The sequence below is a fragment of the Clostridium sp. AM22-11AC genome (assembly GCF_003473545.1).
In the GTDB taxonomy this organism is placed as follows: Bacteria; Bacillota; Clostridia; order Lachnospirales; family Lachnospiraceae; genus Enterocloster.
Window position 1 is genome coordinate 86,288 of the sequence record NZ_QUCM01000004.1, and the last position, 16,781, is coordinate 103,068.

At 44.0% G+C, this 16,781-nt stretch carries 15 protein-coding genes; 1 reads left to right on the forward strand and 14 read right to left on the reverse strand.

What is annotated here, in order from left to right:
* Positions 1–62 precede the first annotated feature (62 nt).
* A complete protein-coding gene (locus DW251_RS05575; protein WP_021868753.1) occupies positions 63–818 on the reverse strand; it encodes a MurR/RpiR family transcriptional regulator in 756 nt (251 codons plus the stop codon).
* A 161-nt stretch (positions 819–979) separates the two neighbouring features.
* Here DW251_RS05575 and DW251_RS05580 point away from each other — a divergent pair, with 161 nt between their 5' ends.
* Positions 980–2,101, forward strand: coding sequence for an SLC13 family permease (locus DW251_RS05580; RefSeq protein ID WP_021868754.1), 1,122 nt, complete (start codon positions 980–982; stop codon positions 2,099–2,101).
* 58 nt (positions 2,102–2,159) lie between these two features.
* On the opposite strand, the gene DW251_RS05585 is transcribed toward DW251_RS05580, so the two are convergent.
* From DW251_RS05585 to rlmD, 13 genes are all read right to left on the reverse strand, one after another.
* The gene (locus DW251_RS05585; RefSeq protein ID WP_118300455.1) at positions 2,160–3,005 is read right to left on the reverse strand and encodes a hypothetical protein; all 846 of its coding nucleotides are present in this window, start codon (positions 3,003–3,005) and stop codon (positions 2,160–2,162) included.
* Positions 3,006–3,174: 169 nt separating this feature from the next.
* Positions 3,175–3,543 carry a RidA family protein gene (locus DW251_RS05590; protein WP_021868756.1) on the reverse strand — a complete coding sequence of 123 codons (369 nt, stop codon included), beginning with the start codon at positions 3,541–3,543 and terminating at the stop codon, positions 3,175–3,177.
* 234 nt (positions 3,544–3,777) lie between these two features.
* Positions 3,778–5,082 carry a CCA tRNA nucleotidyltransferase gene (locus DW251_RS05595; RefSeq protein WP_118300456.1) on the reverse strand — a complete coding sequence of 435 codons (1,305 nt, stop codon included), beginning with the start codon at positions 5,080–5,082 and terminating at the stop codon, positions 3,778–3,780.
* Between the two features lies 1 nt (position 5,083).
* On the reverse strand, positions 5,084–6,523 hold the full coding sequence (proS, locus tag DW251_RS05600; RefSeq protein WP_118300457.1) for a proline--tRNA ligase: 1,440 nt from the start codon (positions 6,521–6,523) through the stop codon (positions 5,084–5,086).
* 543 nt (positions 6,524–7,066) lie between these two features.
* A complete protein-coding gene (locus DW251_RS05605) occupies positions 7,067–8,209 on the reverse strand; it encodes an AI-2E family transporter (RefSeq protein WP_118300458.1) in 1,143 nt (380 codons plus the stop codon).
* Positions 8,210–8,319: 110 nt separating this feature from the next.
* The gene (locus tag DW251_RS05610; RefSeq protein ID WP_021868760.1) at positions 8,320–8,961 is read right to left on the reverse strand and encodes a cytidylate kinase-like family protein; all 642 of its coding nucleotides are present in this window, start codon (positions 8,959–8,961) and stop codon (positions 8,320–8,322) included.
* Between the two features lie 110 nt (positions 8,962–9,071).
* The gene (locus DW251_RS05615) at positions 9,072–9,281 is read right to left on the reverse strand and encodes a hypothetical protein (protein ID WP_118300459.1); all 210 of its coding nucleotides are present in this window, start codon (positions 9,279–9,281) and stop codon (positions 9,072–9,074) included.
* A 233-nt stretch (positions 9,282–9,514) separates the two neighbouring features.
* Entirely contained in the window at positions 9,515–10,909 is a 1,395-nt protein-coding gene (locus DW251_RS05620) for an L-fucose/L-arabinose isomerase family protein (RefSeq protein WP_021868762.1), read from the reverse strand.
* Between the two features lie 27 nt (positions 10,910–10,936).
* A complete protein-coding gene (locus DW251_RS05625) occupies positions 10,937–12,223 on the reverse strand; it encodes a TRAP transporter large permease (RefSeq protein ID WP_118300460.1) in 1,287 nt (428 codons plus the stop codon).
* Positions 12,220–12,735: a TRAP transporter small permease gene (locus DW251_RS05630; RefSeq protein ID WP_118300461.1), complete on the reverse strand. Its 516-nt coding sequence runs from the start codon at positions 12,733–12,735 to the stop codon at positions 12,220–12,222. The genes DW251_RS05625 and DW251_RS05630 overlap by 4 nt, the downstream gene beginning before the upstream one ends.
* Positions 12,736–12,880: 145 nt before the next feature.
* Complete coding sequence (locus DW251_RS05635; RefSeq protein ID WP_118300462.1) at positions 12,881–13,960, reverse strand: TRAP transporter substrate-binding protein; 1,080 nt, start codon at positions 13,958–13,960, stop codon at positions 12,881–12,883.
* 239 nt (positions 13,961–14,199) lie between these two features.
* Complete coding sequence (locus DW251_RS05640; protein ID WP_118300463.1) at positions 14,200–15,258, reverse strand: LacI family DNA-binding transcriptional regulator; 1,059 nt, start codon at positions 15,256–15,258, stop codon at positions 14,200–14,202.
* Positions 15,259–15,413: 155 nt separating this feature from the next.
* Complete coding sequence (gene rlmD / locus DW251_RS05645) at positions 15,414–16,778, reverse strand: 23S rRNA (uracil(1939)-C(5))-methyltransferase RlmD (RefSeq protein WP_118300464.1); 1,365 nt, start codon at positions 16,776–16,778, stop codon at positions 15,414–15,416.
* Between the last annotated feature and the right edge of the window lie 3 nt (positions 16,779–16,781).

Genomic DNA, 16,781 nt, shown 5'->3' on the forward strand with positions numbered 1-16,781 from the left:
ACGTTTTTACCCAATTGCGTAACACGTTTCACAGAATTATATAAAATTGTATAAATACGCTCTTATTTTATAGAAATGCGATAATATTCATAGATCAAAAGTTCGATCATCATCATTGTTTTTGCAAAATAAAGGGTAGGTTTCATATTCCTGTCATCTAAAGGATTATCATCTTCTACCTCGATCACACAATCACTTTGCTCTTTCAAAGGACTATCCCCTGCATGTGTAAACCCTACTGTAAAAATAGAGTTTTCTTCTGCTGTCTTTACCCGGTTCAACACATGAGGTGAACGCCCCGATCTGGAAAACGCAATAAAAACACCTATGGACTCCATGTTATTTTCAAAAATACCAATAGAATCTGCCCCATCTGATAAAATACATTTAATACCCAAAACCAGAAGTTTTTTTCCCAGATAATTTGCCATCATAGAGGAAAAGCCCATACCATAAATAAATACAGTATCCGGCGTTGCGCAGATTTTTTCTGCCGCCCTGCGCAGGTTCTGGTAGTTTTCCAAAGATACAGCTTCCTTTCCGGCAAAATGGCTGACAAAATCTTCATTTACCTCATAACCACGGCTGACACCGCCCACTGCTCCCAGAAGTTTATAATACATCTCAATAAAACCATTATAACCCAGTTTACGCGAAAGTCTCATAACTGTGGATGTAGACGTAAAGTTTTCCCGGGCCACTCCCCGTACCCCTAATTTTAAAGCCTGATCAAGATGAGTCAGCAGATATTCCAATACATTCCGCTCTATATCTGTCAACTGTATTCCACAAGTCAGTTTCTCAATGTCAATCTCCATATACACAGCACCTCTTCATCTTCATTGCATTGTTCCTGAGTAAGCTAATTATTGTAGTATACCATTTTCATTTTGATTTTACAAATTCCACCAGTCGCTGTATACTTTTATTTTGAATAAACTGAATTTGTTGATTGAATATTGTAAAGGACATGTTGATTATGAAACCATTTGTAGATACCTGTATCCGCTTTTTTAAAAAAGAAACTGTATTATGTGTTGCCGGAATTTTAGCCTTTATTTCCGCATTCTTTGTACATCCCTCTGCCGCTTATATAGGGTATATCGACTTCCGGGTCCTTTCCCTGCTTTTCTGTCTTATGCTGGTGGTGGCTGGATTTCAGAGTATTGGTCTTTTTCATTTTCTCGGCTCTGCACTGCTTACAAAAGTACGGACTACACGGCAATTAATACTGGTGCTTTCCCTGCTGTGCTTCTTTTCCAGCATGTTCATCACCAATGATGTATCGCTGCTTACATTCGTGCCTTTTGGCATTATGATCCTGACTATGACCGGACAGCAAAAACTGTTGATCTCCACCATTGTTTTGCAGACTATCGGAGCAAATTTAGGAAGCATGTTCACACCTGTAGGTAATCCCCAGAACCTGTATCTGGCCTCTGCCTTTTCTGTTTCCACAGGGACTTTCTTGATGCGTATGCTTCCCCTTACAGCCCTTTCTCTGATTTTGCTGGTTGCGGCAGCCTGCATGCTTCCCTCTGCATCTGTAGACATAGCTTCCCAACCAGTAGAAGAACAACCAGAACCGAAAAAGCTGGCTGTTTACCTGGCTCTTTTTGTGGTCTGTCTGGGATGCGTATCCCACCTGATCCCATATCCTGTTATGCTGGTTCTCGTCCTCGTAACTTTGCTTTTTACCAACCGGGCATTGTTCCATAAAGCAGATTACTTTCTGCTTTTAACGTTTGTTTTCTTTTTTCTGTTCATCGGAAATGTGCAGAACATCCCAGCAGTATCTGACCTGCTCCACAAGCTGATCCGGGGACGTGAACTGGGCGCTGGGATCCTTTTAAGCCAGTGCATCAGCAATGTACCTGCTGCCATCCTGCTTTCAAGCTTTACAGACCAGGTCACACCTCTGCTGTACGGGGTCAATATCGGCGGCCTTGGAACTCTGATCGCATCCTTAGCCAGTCTGATCTCCTATCGTTTTTATGTGGGGACAGAAAATGCGCATACCGGGCGCTATATGAAGGTATTTACACTTTATAATGTGATCTTTCTGGTCATCCTGGCTTTGGTGGCATGGAAAATTCTTTAAAATATACAGCAAAAATCCCCGTCTGATCCGACGGGGATAACTGGCAGATTTTTACTTTTTAATCCGCTTTAAACAATGTCATTACAAAGCTGCTGATCTTTTCACTGGTTTCCCGGCAGACCGCCTGAACTTCCTCACTGTCTGCTTCCGGGTCTTCCCCGCATACATCCACACCAATAAGCGTTTTATCCGGTGTCTGCTGCATATACGCATCTATAAAATGTAAAACCTGATTTGAAGCCACATTTCCCTGATCCCAGTTGGTCTTTCCTTCAGACTCTGATAAAATATCTTTATCAATGGAAATATACAGTGGCAATGGATCTTTTTCATCGGCTCCTAAATCATTTTCTTTGCACTGTCCACAAAGTTTCTTTATTCCATCCGGCTTTTCCACATTTTGAAGAAATTCTTCCTCAGAGATCCAGGTTACTTTCCTGATCAATTCTTCCCCGTCTTCCAAAAGCTCCCTTTTTGTTTCTTCCATGGCAGTTTCCGGTGGTCCCACCAGAATTACATGTTTTAAATTTTCATTGGTCTCCAGTGCTTCCCGGATCCAGCCACCGCAGGATAAAATGCCGCCAAAGGCCGGTCTCTGCATATCCGTATGGTGGTCAAATACTAACAGTTCAAAAGGTTCCTTTACCAATTCCAGCCACAGTTTTGTCAGATAATGGTAATTGCCGGAGTCTAAAAAATGCAGTCCTTCCGGACCAAATGGGACAATTCTCTTTTCGATCTCTTCCTCTGCCAGGCTATCACAATAGCAGTTAGTCCCCGGAATGTCCTGGCAGTCCAACTGGGAAATAATATGATTATTTGTTTTTCCTGCCTCCAGCACTGCCTTTAGGCCCTGCACTTCGTAAACTCCACTGAAATTCATGATCACAATGTTATTCTTCATATTTAAAACCTCTCCGTACCTGATAAATGGCCTTGCACCGCTTTCCGTTCTGCTCCAAACGCTTCACAGCCTGCAACGCGCCCCCGGGCGCGTTTCCCACTTCCATTTTAAGCGAAAAAAAGCTGCAGCTTCTAAGAAACTGCAGCCATTTTTATTTCACAACTATTACTTATTTCTCAGCGATTGCTTCGATCTCGCAAAGAACGCCCTTTGGAAGAGACTTAACTGCTACGCAGCTTCTAGCTGGCTTAGAAGTAAAGTACTTAGCGTATACTTCGTTGAATGCTGCGAAATCGCCCATATCTGCTAAGAAGCAGGTGGTCTTGATAACTTTGTCATAGCCGCTTCCTGCTGCTTCCAGGATAGCTCCTACGTTCTTGCAGCTCTGCTCAGCCTGTGCAGCGATGCCTTCTGGTACAGTGCCGTCAGCTGGATTTACCGGGATCTGACCGGAAGTATAAACAATACCGTTTACTTCAAAACCCTGAGAATAAGGTCCGATTGCGCCTGGTGCTTTTTCTGTGTTGATTAATTTCATTTTCAAATCCTCCTTTGAACTGTGATGTTCACATCATGTATCCAATATTATAGCCAACCTTTGTAAATATTGCAATGTTTTTATACACATACATCATTAAAATTAAGTAAAAACATACATGATTATTTTTTATTAACCTAAATAATTTTGTAAAACATAGTAACAAATAAATTTAAAAGCTGACTATTTATCTATAAATATACTCTGTGCTATTTTGCAAATCTATTAACTGTTTTATACTTTTAACATTCCAAGAAGGTATTCTCTGCTGTTCTTCTCCGGCTCTTCCAAAACCAGTTCCAGAAAATGATGCAATGTCTGCCCCACTTCTTTTCCCGGCTTCATTCCGGCTTTTATCAGGTCATTTCCGGTAACAGCAAGCATTTTTAAGGAAATGCAGTCACCGTCTGCGCGGATCTCATCCCGCAATGCACAGATCCGCTCTAACTGCCTTACCGCCACACTTTCGCTATCCTTGTCTTTTGCTGCCTCTTTTGCCAGACACAGCTTAATATTTAACAGATCATCAAATAATTCCGGTTCCATCTGGCTCATGACTTTACGGATCTGAGGCTTGCTTTCGATACCTGGCATAAATTCCAGTTCTGCTGCCGTTTCCAGCGTACACATTTCATCTGTTTTTCCATCTGGAAGAGCGATCTCCCCGCAAATGGATCTTTCGATCCAACCAGTCAGCACCTTTACCTGGTAAATAGTATCATTATCCAGTTTCAGATCCCGTAAAATGCGCACTGACTGCTCCGGTGTTCCTTTTCTTAAAAATAAAGCCCAACGAAGGGCCTTTTTTGCAGGAACAGTAATCGGCATATCTGCAAGCATTTCTCCCATTTTGTGAAATGTTTCAGAAACATAGGGGCTGATGCCTGTTTCATATACCAGCTTCATAGTCTGTGGCCGGTCACTTAAAAGCAGCTTGGTCAGTTCCACCTGGATACGTTCTTTGCTTACGTGGATCAGATTTGGAGCGATTTCTGTGATCGCCTGCCGTGTGGCATCTTCGATCTCAAATCCCAGCTGGGCAGAAAAACGGATAGCCCGCAGGATACGCAGGGCATCTTCTGTAAAACGTTCCGTTGGATTTCCAACGCAGCGGATCACTTTACGGTCAATGTCTTCCCTGCCGCCGAAAATATCCACCAGGCCTGTATTGTGATTATAAGCCATGGCGTTAATAGTAAAGTCACGGCGCTTTAAATCTTCTTCAAGAGAAGGGGTAAAAGTAACAGTATCCGGGTGTCGGCCATCTGTATAATCGCCGTCCACCCGGAATGTAGTTACCTCATATCCCTCTTTTCCAACCATAATGGTCACAGTGCCATGCTGTATGCCTGTATCCAGTGTCCTGGTAAAGAGAGCCTTGACCTGCTCCGGTCTGGCACTGGTGGTAATATCCCAGTCTCCCGGCTCTCTTTTCAGGATCATGTCCCGGACACAGCCGCCTACTACATAGGCCTCGTAACCATGTTCATTTAACCTGTCAATGATCTTTCTTGCAGGTTCCGGGATATTCATTTTCATATTAATATGCACGTCCCCAGTAAACCATCTTCTTAGCTGGCTTTCCGCAGCATACACACTTGTCAGACAGAGTTTCCTGCTCAAATGGCATGCATCTGGAAGTTGCGCCGGTTACTTCCTTGATCTTGTCTTCGCATTCCTGGCATCCGCACCACATAGCCTTTACGAAACCTGGCTTTGTGTTAATGGTCTCAACGAACTCATCCCAGCCTAAAGCGGTATAAGTGTGGGCATCTCTGTGCTTTCTTGCCTTCTCTAACATGTCATGCTGGATGGTATCAAGCAGTTCTGCTGCCTTTGCTTCTAACTCGTCCAGGGAAACAACGGTCTTTTCGTGGGTATCGCGGCGTACCAGAACAGCCTGGTTGTTTTCCATATCCTTTGGTCCGATCTCTACTCTTAACGGGATACCACGCATCTCGCAGTCAGCAAACTTCCAGCCCGGGCTCTTGTCGCTGTCGTCTACCTTTACAGAGAAGCCGGACTTGATCAGACGGTCTCTTAACTCGAATGCCTTGTCTAATACGCCTTCCTTCTTCTGCTGGATCGGAACTACCATGATCTGTACAGGAGCAATTCTTGGAGGCAGTACCAGACCATTGTCATCACCATGTACCATGATGATAGCGCCGATCATACGGGTTGTCATACCCCAGGAAGTCTGGTAAACATGCTTTAATGTATTGTCTTTATCAGTAAACTGGATATCAAATGCCTTTGCAAAGCCGTCACCGAAGTTGTGGCTGGTACCGGACTGTAATGCCTTACCATCATGCATCAGGGACTCGATGGTGTAAGTAGCCTCTGCACCTGCAAATTTCTCCTTATCAGTCTTCTGTCCCTTGATAACCGGGATCGCTAAAACCTGCTCGCAGAAATCAGCGTATACATTTAACATCTGGATGGTACGTTCCTCTGCCTCTTCAGCAGTTGCATGAGCAGTATGTCCTTCCTGCCATAAGAACTCTCTGGAACGAAGGAATGGACGGGTTGTCTTCTCCCAACGAACAACAGAGCACCACTGGTTGTATACCTTTGGAAGGTCACGGTAAGAATGGATGTCTCTTGCATAGAAATCGCAGAACAGAGTCTCAGAAGTAGGTCTTACGCAAAGTCTCTCCTGAAGTGGCTCTAATCCGCCATGAGTTACCCATGCAACTTCCGGTGCGAAACCTTCTACATGGTCTTTTTCCTTCTCTAACAGGCTTTCCGGAATGAAAATAGGCATGTATACGTTCTGTACACCTGTCTCTTTAAATCTGCGGTCCAGTTCTTTCTGGATGTTCTCCCAGATCGCATATCCAGCTGGCTTGATGACCATACAGCCCTTTACGCTTGCATAATCGCACAGCTCTGCTTTTTTAACCACATCGGTATACCACTGGGCAAAGTCAGTGTCCATGGATGTGATCGCTTCTACCATTTTTTTGTTGTCTGCCATGATTTTTCTCCTTATTTGTTTCTTTTTAAACCATGTACTTTCGGAACCTTTTTGTACTTGATTTTGCGAGAAGATTTTTTGTCAGTTGTGCTCAGATTTCTGAGGCGTACGCGGGGCGTACGTTGATGAAATTTGGGCGCGACTGGCGGAAAATCAGCCGCAAAGGCAAGTGCAGGAAAGGTTTCGAGAGTACATAAAATCAAAAGAGCCATCCGATCCCATGCATCAACTTACTGCAAGGGACCGAATGACTCGGCGGTACCACCCTTCTTAGTTCCTGCAAAAATGTTGAGGCAAATGACATTTTACCTCTGCAGAAACCCTCTTGTTTATCCTCTAACGCAGGAAATACGCTGCATTTATCATACAGAGCTCCAGGGCAGGTTGGGTCACGCTTTCGTAAGGAACTTCCACCAGTGTTCCTCTCTCTGTAACGGGCTGTCCGACTTAATGATCCCCTTCAACACCATTTTCATGGAATTTCATAGATTCTCTTTGATTTACGTCATTTCCTTTCGATTTTACGCCAGAACGGGATTTTTGTCAATGGGACATAAAACGGTTACCACCGTCTATCATAGCTGACTTATTTGTTTCATTATGCCTCTGTTCATCGTTCATAGGCTGCGTGATCAATAATTCTGTCATATCCTCGATCAACAATAACCCCAGCGGCCCCAGAAACAGCCCCGCGATTCCAAACAGCTTCAGCCCCACATACACTGCCCCCAGTGTCTCAAAAGGCGAAAGCCCCATCTGTCCACTCATAAGATGTACTTCCAGGAACTGCCGCATAAAAGTACAGATCAGATATAAACCGGTTAAGATCAATGCTATTTTCCAGCTTCCCATGGCAATCTCAATGACCGCCCACGGCACCAGCACCGTTCCTGTTCCTAATACCGGAAAGGCATCCATGATACCAATCCCCATTCCCACAAGGACAGGACATGGATTTCCCACCAAAAACATGCCTATTGTACACAAAAATGAGGTAAGTAAAAATATGATCCCCTGGCTTTTAAACCACACTTTCCCGGTGCTTACCAGCCTGTCACCGATCAGACGGAACTCCCGGCTGAAAACAGACCGGTCCCGCCGTTCTTTTAACTCTTCCATTTCCTGTAAGCTTAAAATGGCGCTGCAGAAAGAAAACAGGCTTATAAATCCAATACGACCTATAACTCCGGCTGTATAATAAGAGCCAGCCATCAAGGACGGCACCGATTTCTCTTTCACATACTTTGTTCCTGCTTCGATCATACTTCCTGCCACATGGATTCCCCAGCCGGGATCAAGGCCGAACCGCTTCTCAAGACCGGAACATTTTTCCTCGATCCAGAAATAAAGCCCATCCAGCCATACCGGAAGCTGGTTCATCAAAGTAGACGTTTCTTCCCACAGACGGCGGATGCCCAAAGTCAGCAAAAAACTTCCAAGCACCGCTAAGATCAGCAGCTGTACCGATACGATCAGTCCCAGTGACGGCTTCCATTTTTTTCCAAATATACGCACTGTAATCCGGTGCTGTAAAAACCGGGCCGATGGCCGAAGGAGCAGTGCCAGTGTATAACCCAATAAAAGAGGAACCACAAGTGGCAGCAGGTATTTAAGACCTGCATACACCATTCCTGTGATTCCTGTTATAATAAAAAATTTCTTCAGTTTCTTTCCCGGTTTTTCCATGGACTCACCTGTTTTTTGATCTGTACTTCCTTTGTACATTCTTATTATGAGTCTTATGGACGGGAATTATTCACGGTCTTTAATTGCATTCCGATATTTTTCTTTTTCCGTTATACGGTTTCTTTTTCGCCATCTTCCGGCTTTTCTTCATCTTTGCACACATCTTCCAGATATGCCAGAGCAGCTCTTAAACAGCCGTCAACGCCAACTAAACTGCTGTCCACGCAAAGATGATAATTCTGGGCTCTTCCCCAGGTATTTCCAGTATAATACTGGTAATAATCCCGGCGCTTGCGGTCAACAGCACGGATCTTCATTTCCATGTCTTTTTCGTTGATGCCTTCTTCCGGTTCCAGCTCCATCAGACGTTTTATGCGCTGTTTCATTTTTGAATAAATGAAAATGTTCACGCTGTCCTCCAGGATCATATCTGCGCAGCGTCCTACGATCACACATGGGCCATGAGAAGCCAGTCTGCGGATCACATTGGACTGGGCCACAAAGATCTGGTCAGACATAGGCACTTTATACAACTCCGAAAAAGAATGATGGATCTTGTGATCCAAAGGATCGTCCTCGATCACATGCTCATCATATTTGCGGAACGCTTCCTCTGCAATATTAATATCATCTGCTGCCATGGAGATCAGTTCCTTGTCATAAAAGGGAATCCCCAGCGCCTCTGCCAGCTTCACACCCAGTTCTCTTCCCCCGCTGCCGAATTCACGGCTCACTGTAATCACCTTGTTCATAATACTTTTCCCCGCCTTTCTCCTTGGTAACTGCTGTGCTGATAGTATAGCACATTTCCCGGGAAAATGGGGTTAATTTTATCTTAAACCGTATAAGTGGATCAGTGTTTTCAAAGCGGCATAGGTGTCCGTGCGATTAGAATAACTGCCAAAACAGCACCTGCAAACGCCGCAGCAGCAACAACTGCTATCACTTTCCTGCTGAGTTTCTTCTTTGCTGCCTTACAGATCAGCGCAGCACAAGCCACACAGACAACCGCAGCAGCCATGGCGATACCTATCATCTCCCATAACCAGGATAACTCGTATAAGAGTCTCATACATTTCCCCTCACATTCTGTTAATCACCGCAAAATACCTTTTGCCACAACATCATGATAATACCATAGCCAAAAGGCCAGAAATCTGATGCAAGCCTGCTTGCAGGAAGATTTCTGGCCTCAGGACACCGGTATATCGTTTTCGTAAATAATGTACCAGTATCATAACATTTTGACGTTGCTGTGTAAACCTGTAAATTTTACAACTCATTCATTTGTTTTTTATATAAACACTACTTATTAAAGCAGATATACTCAATTCCCACGATCTCGCAGAACATCTTCAAAACCTTCGCATACTTTCCATAAACCATATGCAGATGGTTTGAGTTGATCTTCTCGTAGAACTTTTCATAGTCTGCCTCTGCTTCTACGAATGCATGTGGATAGCAGTATGTAGTCTCTTTTAACTTCTCAAGAGGATACATCTTTGTGGTTCCTTCAAAGCAGCCTAATACATATTTCCCATTGCTGCGGAACAGTCTGGCAACCGTTACATCACCTGGTTTGGAGATAAACTGGATGGATGCACCACCTGCTTCCCCGAAGATATGAGGCATTAAAGCGATCTTCTTCATAGCTTCTTCTTTGTTGTCCGGATCAGCGAAATATGGTGCCACGCTGCCGCAGTTTGCCAGTACAAATTCCTTATCGTTTCCGTCAAAGAACTTGATGTCCAGCAAACAGGAAGGCTTTCCTTCTGCGCACAGATTTAAGATGCGCATGGTCATAGCACCATCGCAGTCACACTCGCAAGAGGTAGGAATCGGTGTCTTTTCGCCGTCTGCGTCATATGGGTTGTTTAATAATGCCACGCCCAGACACTGGAGAACAAAATGGTCACTCATATCCTGCTGGCACTTGATGCCCATGAAGTTATATTTCTTTTCCGCAGCCATATCCTTTAACGCCAGATAACTGCGTACCTGTAATTCCAGTGTTTTCTCTGTAAACTTGTCACCGTATTCGATCCTCGGGACATTTTCCTTTACCCACTTTAAATGCTTCTGGACACGTTCTTCGTCCAGTGCCTTTGCACGGTATACGATCTCATACTGGTCGCAGTGGTCAAACTCTACCCCAAAGGTACTCTGCCACTGGCTTGGATCTGCTACCGTAGTCCCAATACCAATACTTCTTCCGCCGATCATTCCATAGCTGGAACGGCGAATGCCTTCTGCCACATAAACACCTTTTACAAAGTTATCTACCTTTTCCTGGATCTGTGGATCTTCATAATCACCTGATACACGGATACACTTCTTTCCGGTCTGGTCCAACATACCCCCAACTGCCAACAGTGTTACAAGGCTGGACGTATTGCGCTGCAAATTTCCTAACAGCAACACCGGATAGGAAGTTCCATAGGCAATGCGGAATGCTAAAGATGGGGTTGCCCAGATAGGCACATGGATGATCACAGCTTCAATGCCCTGTTTCTTGATCTCATCAGAAATATTCTGTCCATCTTCTGTGTCAAATACAATAGGTGAGATATAAAGGTCATATTTATCCCCAAAGGCCTTTTTTACCTTTTCAATCTCGCTTGCTACAATTGCTTCTCTCTTTTTATAAAATTCGCGACGGCTGTCACCTAATGTGACGATCGCTACCTTCTTTTTCTCCATGAGAAATCCCTCCTTTAGAATTACATGTTAAAACCACTCTGGCTTAATAAGTTTCGGTAATGCAAAGGCGATATCCGGTAAAAATGCGATCAGCACTACTACTACTACAGAAACCATGATATACGGGATAACAGCCTTAAACGACTTTTGCACACTCATTCCGGAAATCCTTCCTGCGATCAGCAAACACAGACCGTAAGGAGGTGTTACCTGACCAACTGCCAGTGTGATAACGATGATCAGACCTAACTGTACTGGTGTGATGCCAAATGCGGTTGCAACAGGCATTAATACAGGAACGAACAGGATCATTGCAGGAATAGCATCCATAAATGTTCCAAGGAATAAATAGAATCCGATCACAGCCAGCAAGAACTGCCACTTATATGGGAAGTAGGTAGCGAACATCTGCTGAACGCTGGTACTTACATTGTAGTAGCTTAAAAGCTGTCCCAAAGCATTTGCGGTTGCCAGAGCAAACAGGGAAGTGGCGCTGGTACGCAGTGTGTCATAAAGTAATGGTTTTACATCTTTTAAAGAAAGGTTCTTAAATACGAATACACCAAGGATGATCGCGTAGATACATGCAATCGCTGCGGACTCAGTTGCTGTACACAGGCCTCCGATAACGCCGCCGATAATAATAACAGGTGTTAATACTGGAGGAAGACATTTTATAGCCAGCTTTAAAAAGTCTTTAAATGACATTGGATCCTGTTTTGGATAATGATATTTCTTATTTCCCATGAAAATAACAAACATCTGTCCAAGACCGATCAGGATACCCGGAACAACACCGCCTAAAAACAGAGCGCCGATGGATGCGCCTGCTACGGAAGAGTAAACGACCATAGGAATAGATGGCGGGATAACGATACCGATGGTAGAAGAAGCCGCAGTTACACCTACGGAAGTTTCCTGATTGTAACCTTCTTCCTCCATAGCCGGGATCAGAATAGAACCGATACCTGCTGTATCAGCCTGGGAAGAACCGGAAATTCCGGCAAATAACATAGATACTAATACATTTGCATAGGCAAGACCGCCTGGGAATCTTCCTACGATACCATTACAGAACTGGATCAGTTTCTCACTGATCTTAGCACGGTTCATAATGTTTGCTGCCAGAACGAACAGCGGAACTGCAAGCAGTGTAAAGCTGTTCAGGCCGGTAAACATTTTCTGTACAACTGTAATTAAAGAAATAGAATTTAACTGGGAAATACCAAGGAGTGCCACCAGACCCAGGATATAGGCAATGGGGATTCCTGCAAATAATAAAACTAAAAACGCTGCTACCAGTACCAGGATCATAACTCTGCCTCCTTCATTGCCTTTTCAACTGCATCTTCTACCTGGCCTCTGTCAGGATGTTTGATACAATCTATGATATTTTCTACAGAGAACACTGCTGCTGTAAGGCCAAAGATGGGAACACATAACCAGCTCCATCCTTTACTTACCGGCATAGAAGTCATTTTCCATGCTGCAAACTGCTGTACCAGCTTAATGCCGTAAATGCCAACCACCAGGTTGAAGATCAGGACAAATATATGTCCTGCCAGTTCATCTGCAAAAAGGGATTTTCCTTTTAATTTTTCGGTTAATGCTGTAAATTTAAAGTGTTCATTGGAGCGAACCATTGGTGCTGATCCGATAAAGCAGCACCATGCCAGAGCGGCGTTGGCAACTTCTTCTGTAAAAGCCGCCTGGAATCCGAATACACGGGAACATACCTGTACTGTGGTGCACACAAAGAAAACTGCAACAGATGCCATTCCTACGATATACAGAACTTTTTCCATCAGATCACATATCTTTTTCACGTTAAAACCTCCATTTTCAATGTTCTCCCGGAATCTTTTCACGGGATCAGGTGCAAAACATTCTGGAAAAACATATGAAAAACGCGTACAACTATCTACACAGCTATACGCGTTTTTCTTACAATGCCGTATCTGCTATGCCTGCTTATTTTGCTGCTTCATTTACCTTGTTGTAGAGATCAGTTACACCGATCTTCTCTGCTGCTGCCGCTCTTGCATCTGCACAAGCTGCGATCAGACTTTCTTTATCAACTTCATTAACGATACCGCCATTTTCCTTGATGGTCTTAAGTGCTTTATCGTTCAGGTCTTTATCAAATGCTCTCTGCTCTTTGCAGGCATATTCTGCTGCTTCATCTACCCACTGCTTCTGCTCATCAGTTAAGCTGTTGTACTTGTTAGCTCCGATCAGGAACATTCTGGTTGCAATGTCATGGTCAGTCAGAGATACGTAAGGACCAGCTTCATAGAACTTCTGCAGTAAGATGTTTCCAAGGTCATTCTCTGCTGCGTCGATTACATGGTTCTGAAGTCCGCTGTACAGCTCGTTATAAGCCAGTGTTGTTGGGTTTGCTCCCAGTGCGGACCATACGGAACGTACTATATCAGAGTCCTGGACACGGATCTTTACGTTCTTGAAATCTTCTACTGTATTTACAGGTTTAACACCGAAGTACTCTCTGGTACCGCAGCTCCAGTAGCCTAAGTTATGAAGAACGCCGCCTGCATTGATCTTATCTGTAATGGTCTGTCCAACTTCACCGTCTACAACTGCTGTCCAATGATCTAAGCCTGTGTAAAGGAATGGGATGGAGAACAGGTCTGCTTCTTTAACACCGGTGGTTGCTACGAAGTTTGGAGAAGCAACGATCATATCAACGGTTCCTGTTGCCATCTTCTCAACCAATTCTGCTTCATTTCCGCCTAACTCTCCATTTGGATGGATCTCAACAGTCATCTTTCCGCCGGATACCTCTTCCAGTTTTTCCTTCATTGCATCGAAACCAGCCTGATAGGAACTGTCAACCGTATTAACATGGGCACCGATCAGTTTTACCTCCGGTTCTGCTGCTGTTTCTGTCTTCTCCTCTGCTTTTGTTTCCTCCTTGGCAGGTGCCTCTGTAGCTGCCGGTGCTGCCGTGGTAGCTGCTGTGTCCATCTTTGTACATCCTGCTAAAGATGCTGCTACGCCTGCTGCACACATTACATAAAACATTTTTCTCATAATAAGTACCCCTTTCTAATACATAAAATGTTTTTGGTTTTATACTCATACAGTGTGATCACTGTACATAGCCTTGATTTTGTGTGGAAATCGTTTTCCACAGTGGGTAAAAAATATATGGAAATCGTTTTCCATTTTCCTGATTTTTTTGCACACCGGATGTGGTGTGCAAAACATATGTGACGATATCACCAAAAGGTAACTTGTCTGTTTATATCTTCTATATGGCCAACTTGTATTTAGCCGATCCTCTTTGTACTCTGGCGTACGATCAGTCTGGATTTTACCAGAACTTCTTCCTCGCTTACACAGGATTCTTTCACTTCCGGATGCTCTAGCAAAGAAAAATAATACTGTGCAAGCTTCTTTCCCCAGAGATACTGCTCCAGTCCTACTGTGGTAAGTGCCGGATCAACGGAGTCTGCAAATACCAGATCATCGAATCCGACAATGGAATAATCATCCGGCACTTTTTTTCCGGCTTCCCGGACTGCTTTGAAAGCACCTAATGCCATGGCATCGTTCATACACACAAAAGCAGTAACTTCCGGAGTTCTCTCTAAAAGAGCCTTTGTCAGATAATATCCTTTATCCGCGGATTCTGTTACATCAGCGACAGCATCACGTCCCCAGATATAAACATATTCTTCCCGATATGGGATCTTCACTTTTCCCAGCACCTGCTTATAACCGGTCAGACGGCTTCTTCGGATGGAATTATCCAGCTTATCAAAGAGCATGGCAACCTTTTTATGTCCAAGGTCCAGCAGATGCTGTACTGCCAGTCCGCACTCTTCCACCTTATCTACAAGGATGGTGTGCATATCCGGGATACAGATACCATTGGAAACAACATTTAAAGCAACTCCACCACGTTTTACCAGGCGAAACATAGCTTCCGGGATCTCATCAATGTAAATGCTGATAATTCCCTGAACGTTGACTGCCAGCATATTTTCAATACTGTAGTTGATCCGCTCTTTATCTCTGTCACAGCTTGATATGGACATGTGATAATTCCGGCTGACGATCTCATCTTCGATCCCTCTTACAATAGATGGATAAAAGGGATTCGCAATGGACGGAATAATGATCCCGATGGATGTACTTTTTTTGCTCTTTAAGTTTCTGGCCTGAAGATTTGGGATATATCCTAACTGCTTGGAAGCAAGAAGGATCTTTTCCTTTAACTCCGGCTTTACCGGATGGTCTGAGTTGTTTAAAACTCTGGAAACCGTGGCTGGAGAAACATTCGCTGCTCTCGCCACATCATGGATAGTTACTTTGTCTTTGTTCATATTGTTCCAATCTGCATAATGGAAATCGTTTTCCGTTTGCTTTTTTATACTAACATATTGATAAGATTTTTTCAAGTATTATTTAAAATTTATATAAAAAATATACCGAAACGTAGTTTTTAAGCCACTTTCCGGTATCTGTTTTGATCTCACTTTTATATTTTTCTGTTCAGACCCACTACCGTCTCAACATGACAACTCTGCCCAAACATATCGCAGCATCTTACCTTCTCTACCTCATACCCGCCATCTGCAAGATATCTTAAATCTCTTGCCAGCGTAGAGGAGTCGCAGCTGACATAAACCACCCGTTTCGGTGCCATTTTTAAAATGGTATCCAGGCAGACCTGGTCGCAGCCTTTTCTTGGGGGGTCTACTACGATGACATCGGCGTAGACTTTGTTCTTTTCATACTGTTCCGGAAGGACTTCCTCTGCCTTTCCGGTGAAGAATTCTGCATTGGTAATGTTATTTAAGGCAGCATTCCTTCTGGCATCTTCAATGGCCTGGGGAACAATCTCAACACCGTAGACCTTCTTTGCATTCTGGGCTAAAAACAGGGAAATGGTTCCTATTCCGCAGTACAGATCCCAGACTGTTTCATTTCCGGTCAGTCCCGCATATTCCAGGGCGGTTCCATACAATTTTTCCGTCTGCACCGGATTGACCTGATAAAAGGACAACGGAGAGATCTGATAGGTCACATTTCCAATATTATCAGTGATGTAACCAGGGCCATATAAATTTACGATCTCTTTTCCCATGATCACATTGGTCTTTTCCTGATTGATGCTGTAGGAAATGCTGGTCATGCCTTTCACCTGGCACAGTTCTTCTACCAGCTGTTCCTTTGCCGGAATATCTTTTCCGTTGATCACCAGACAGACCATGATCTCACCGGAATGGAAGCCTTTGCGGATCAGTGCATGACGCACTAAGCCCTTATGGGTCGTCTCATCATAAGGGCGGATCCCATGGACTCTCATAAATCCTTTGATAATGCCTAAAATATCCTTATTTTCTTCCACACCTAACAGACAGTCTTCACACTCAATAATGTCATGGGTACGGCCTGCATAAAATCCAGCCACAATATTTCCATTTTTATCCAACCCAAACGGAAACTGTGCTTTGTTGCGGTAACGCCACGGCTCTTTCATTCCCATGATGGGAAGCATGTGGATCTCATCTTCCTTAAACTTTCCGATCCTTAACAGGTGGTTTTTTACCTTACGCTCTTTAAATTTCAGCTGCTCTTCATAGGACATAGCCTGAAGCTGGCAGCCGCCGCACTGGCGGGCAACCGGGCACTTTGGCTCTACTCTTGCCTCTGACGACGTAAGGATCTCCATCAACCTTGCAAACCCGTAATTTTTCTTCATTTTCATGGCACGGGCACGGACTACATCACCGATCACTGCATCTTTGATGAACCAGATATAACCATCCAGTTTGCCGATCCCTGCGCCATCTTCACTTATATCTTCAATGGATACTGTAAATTCCTGATTTTTTTCCATATT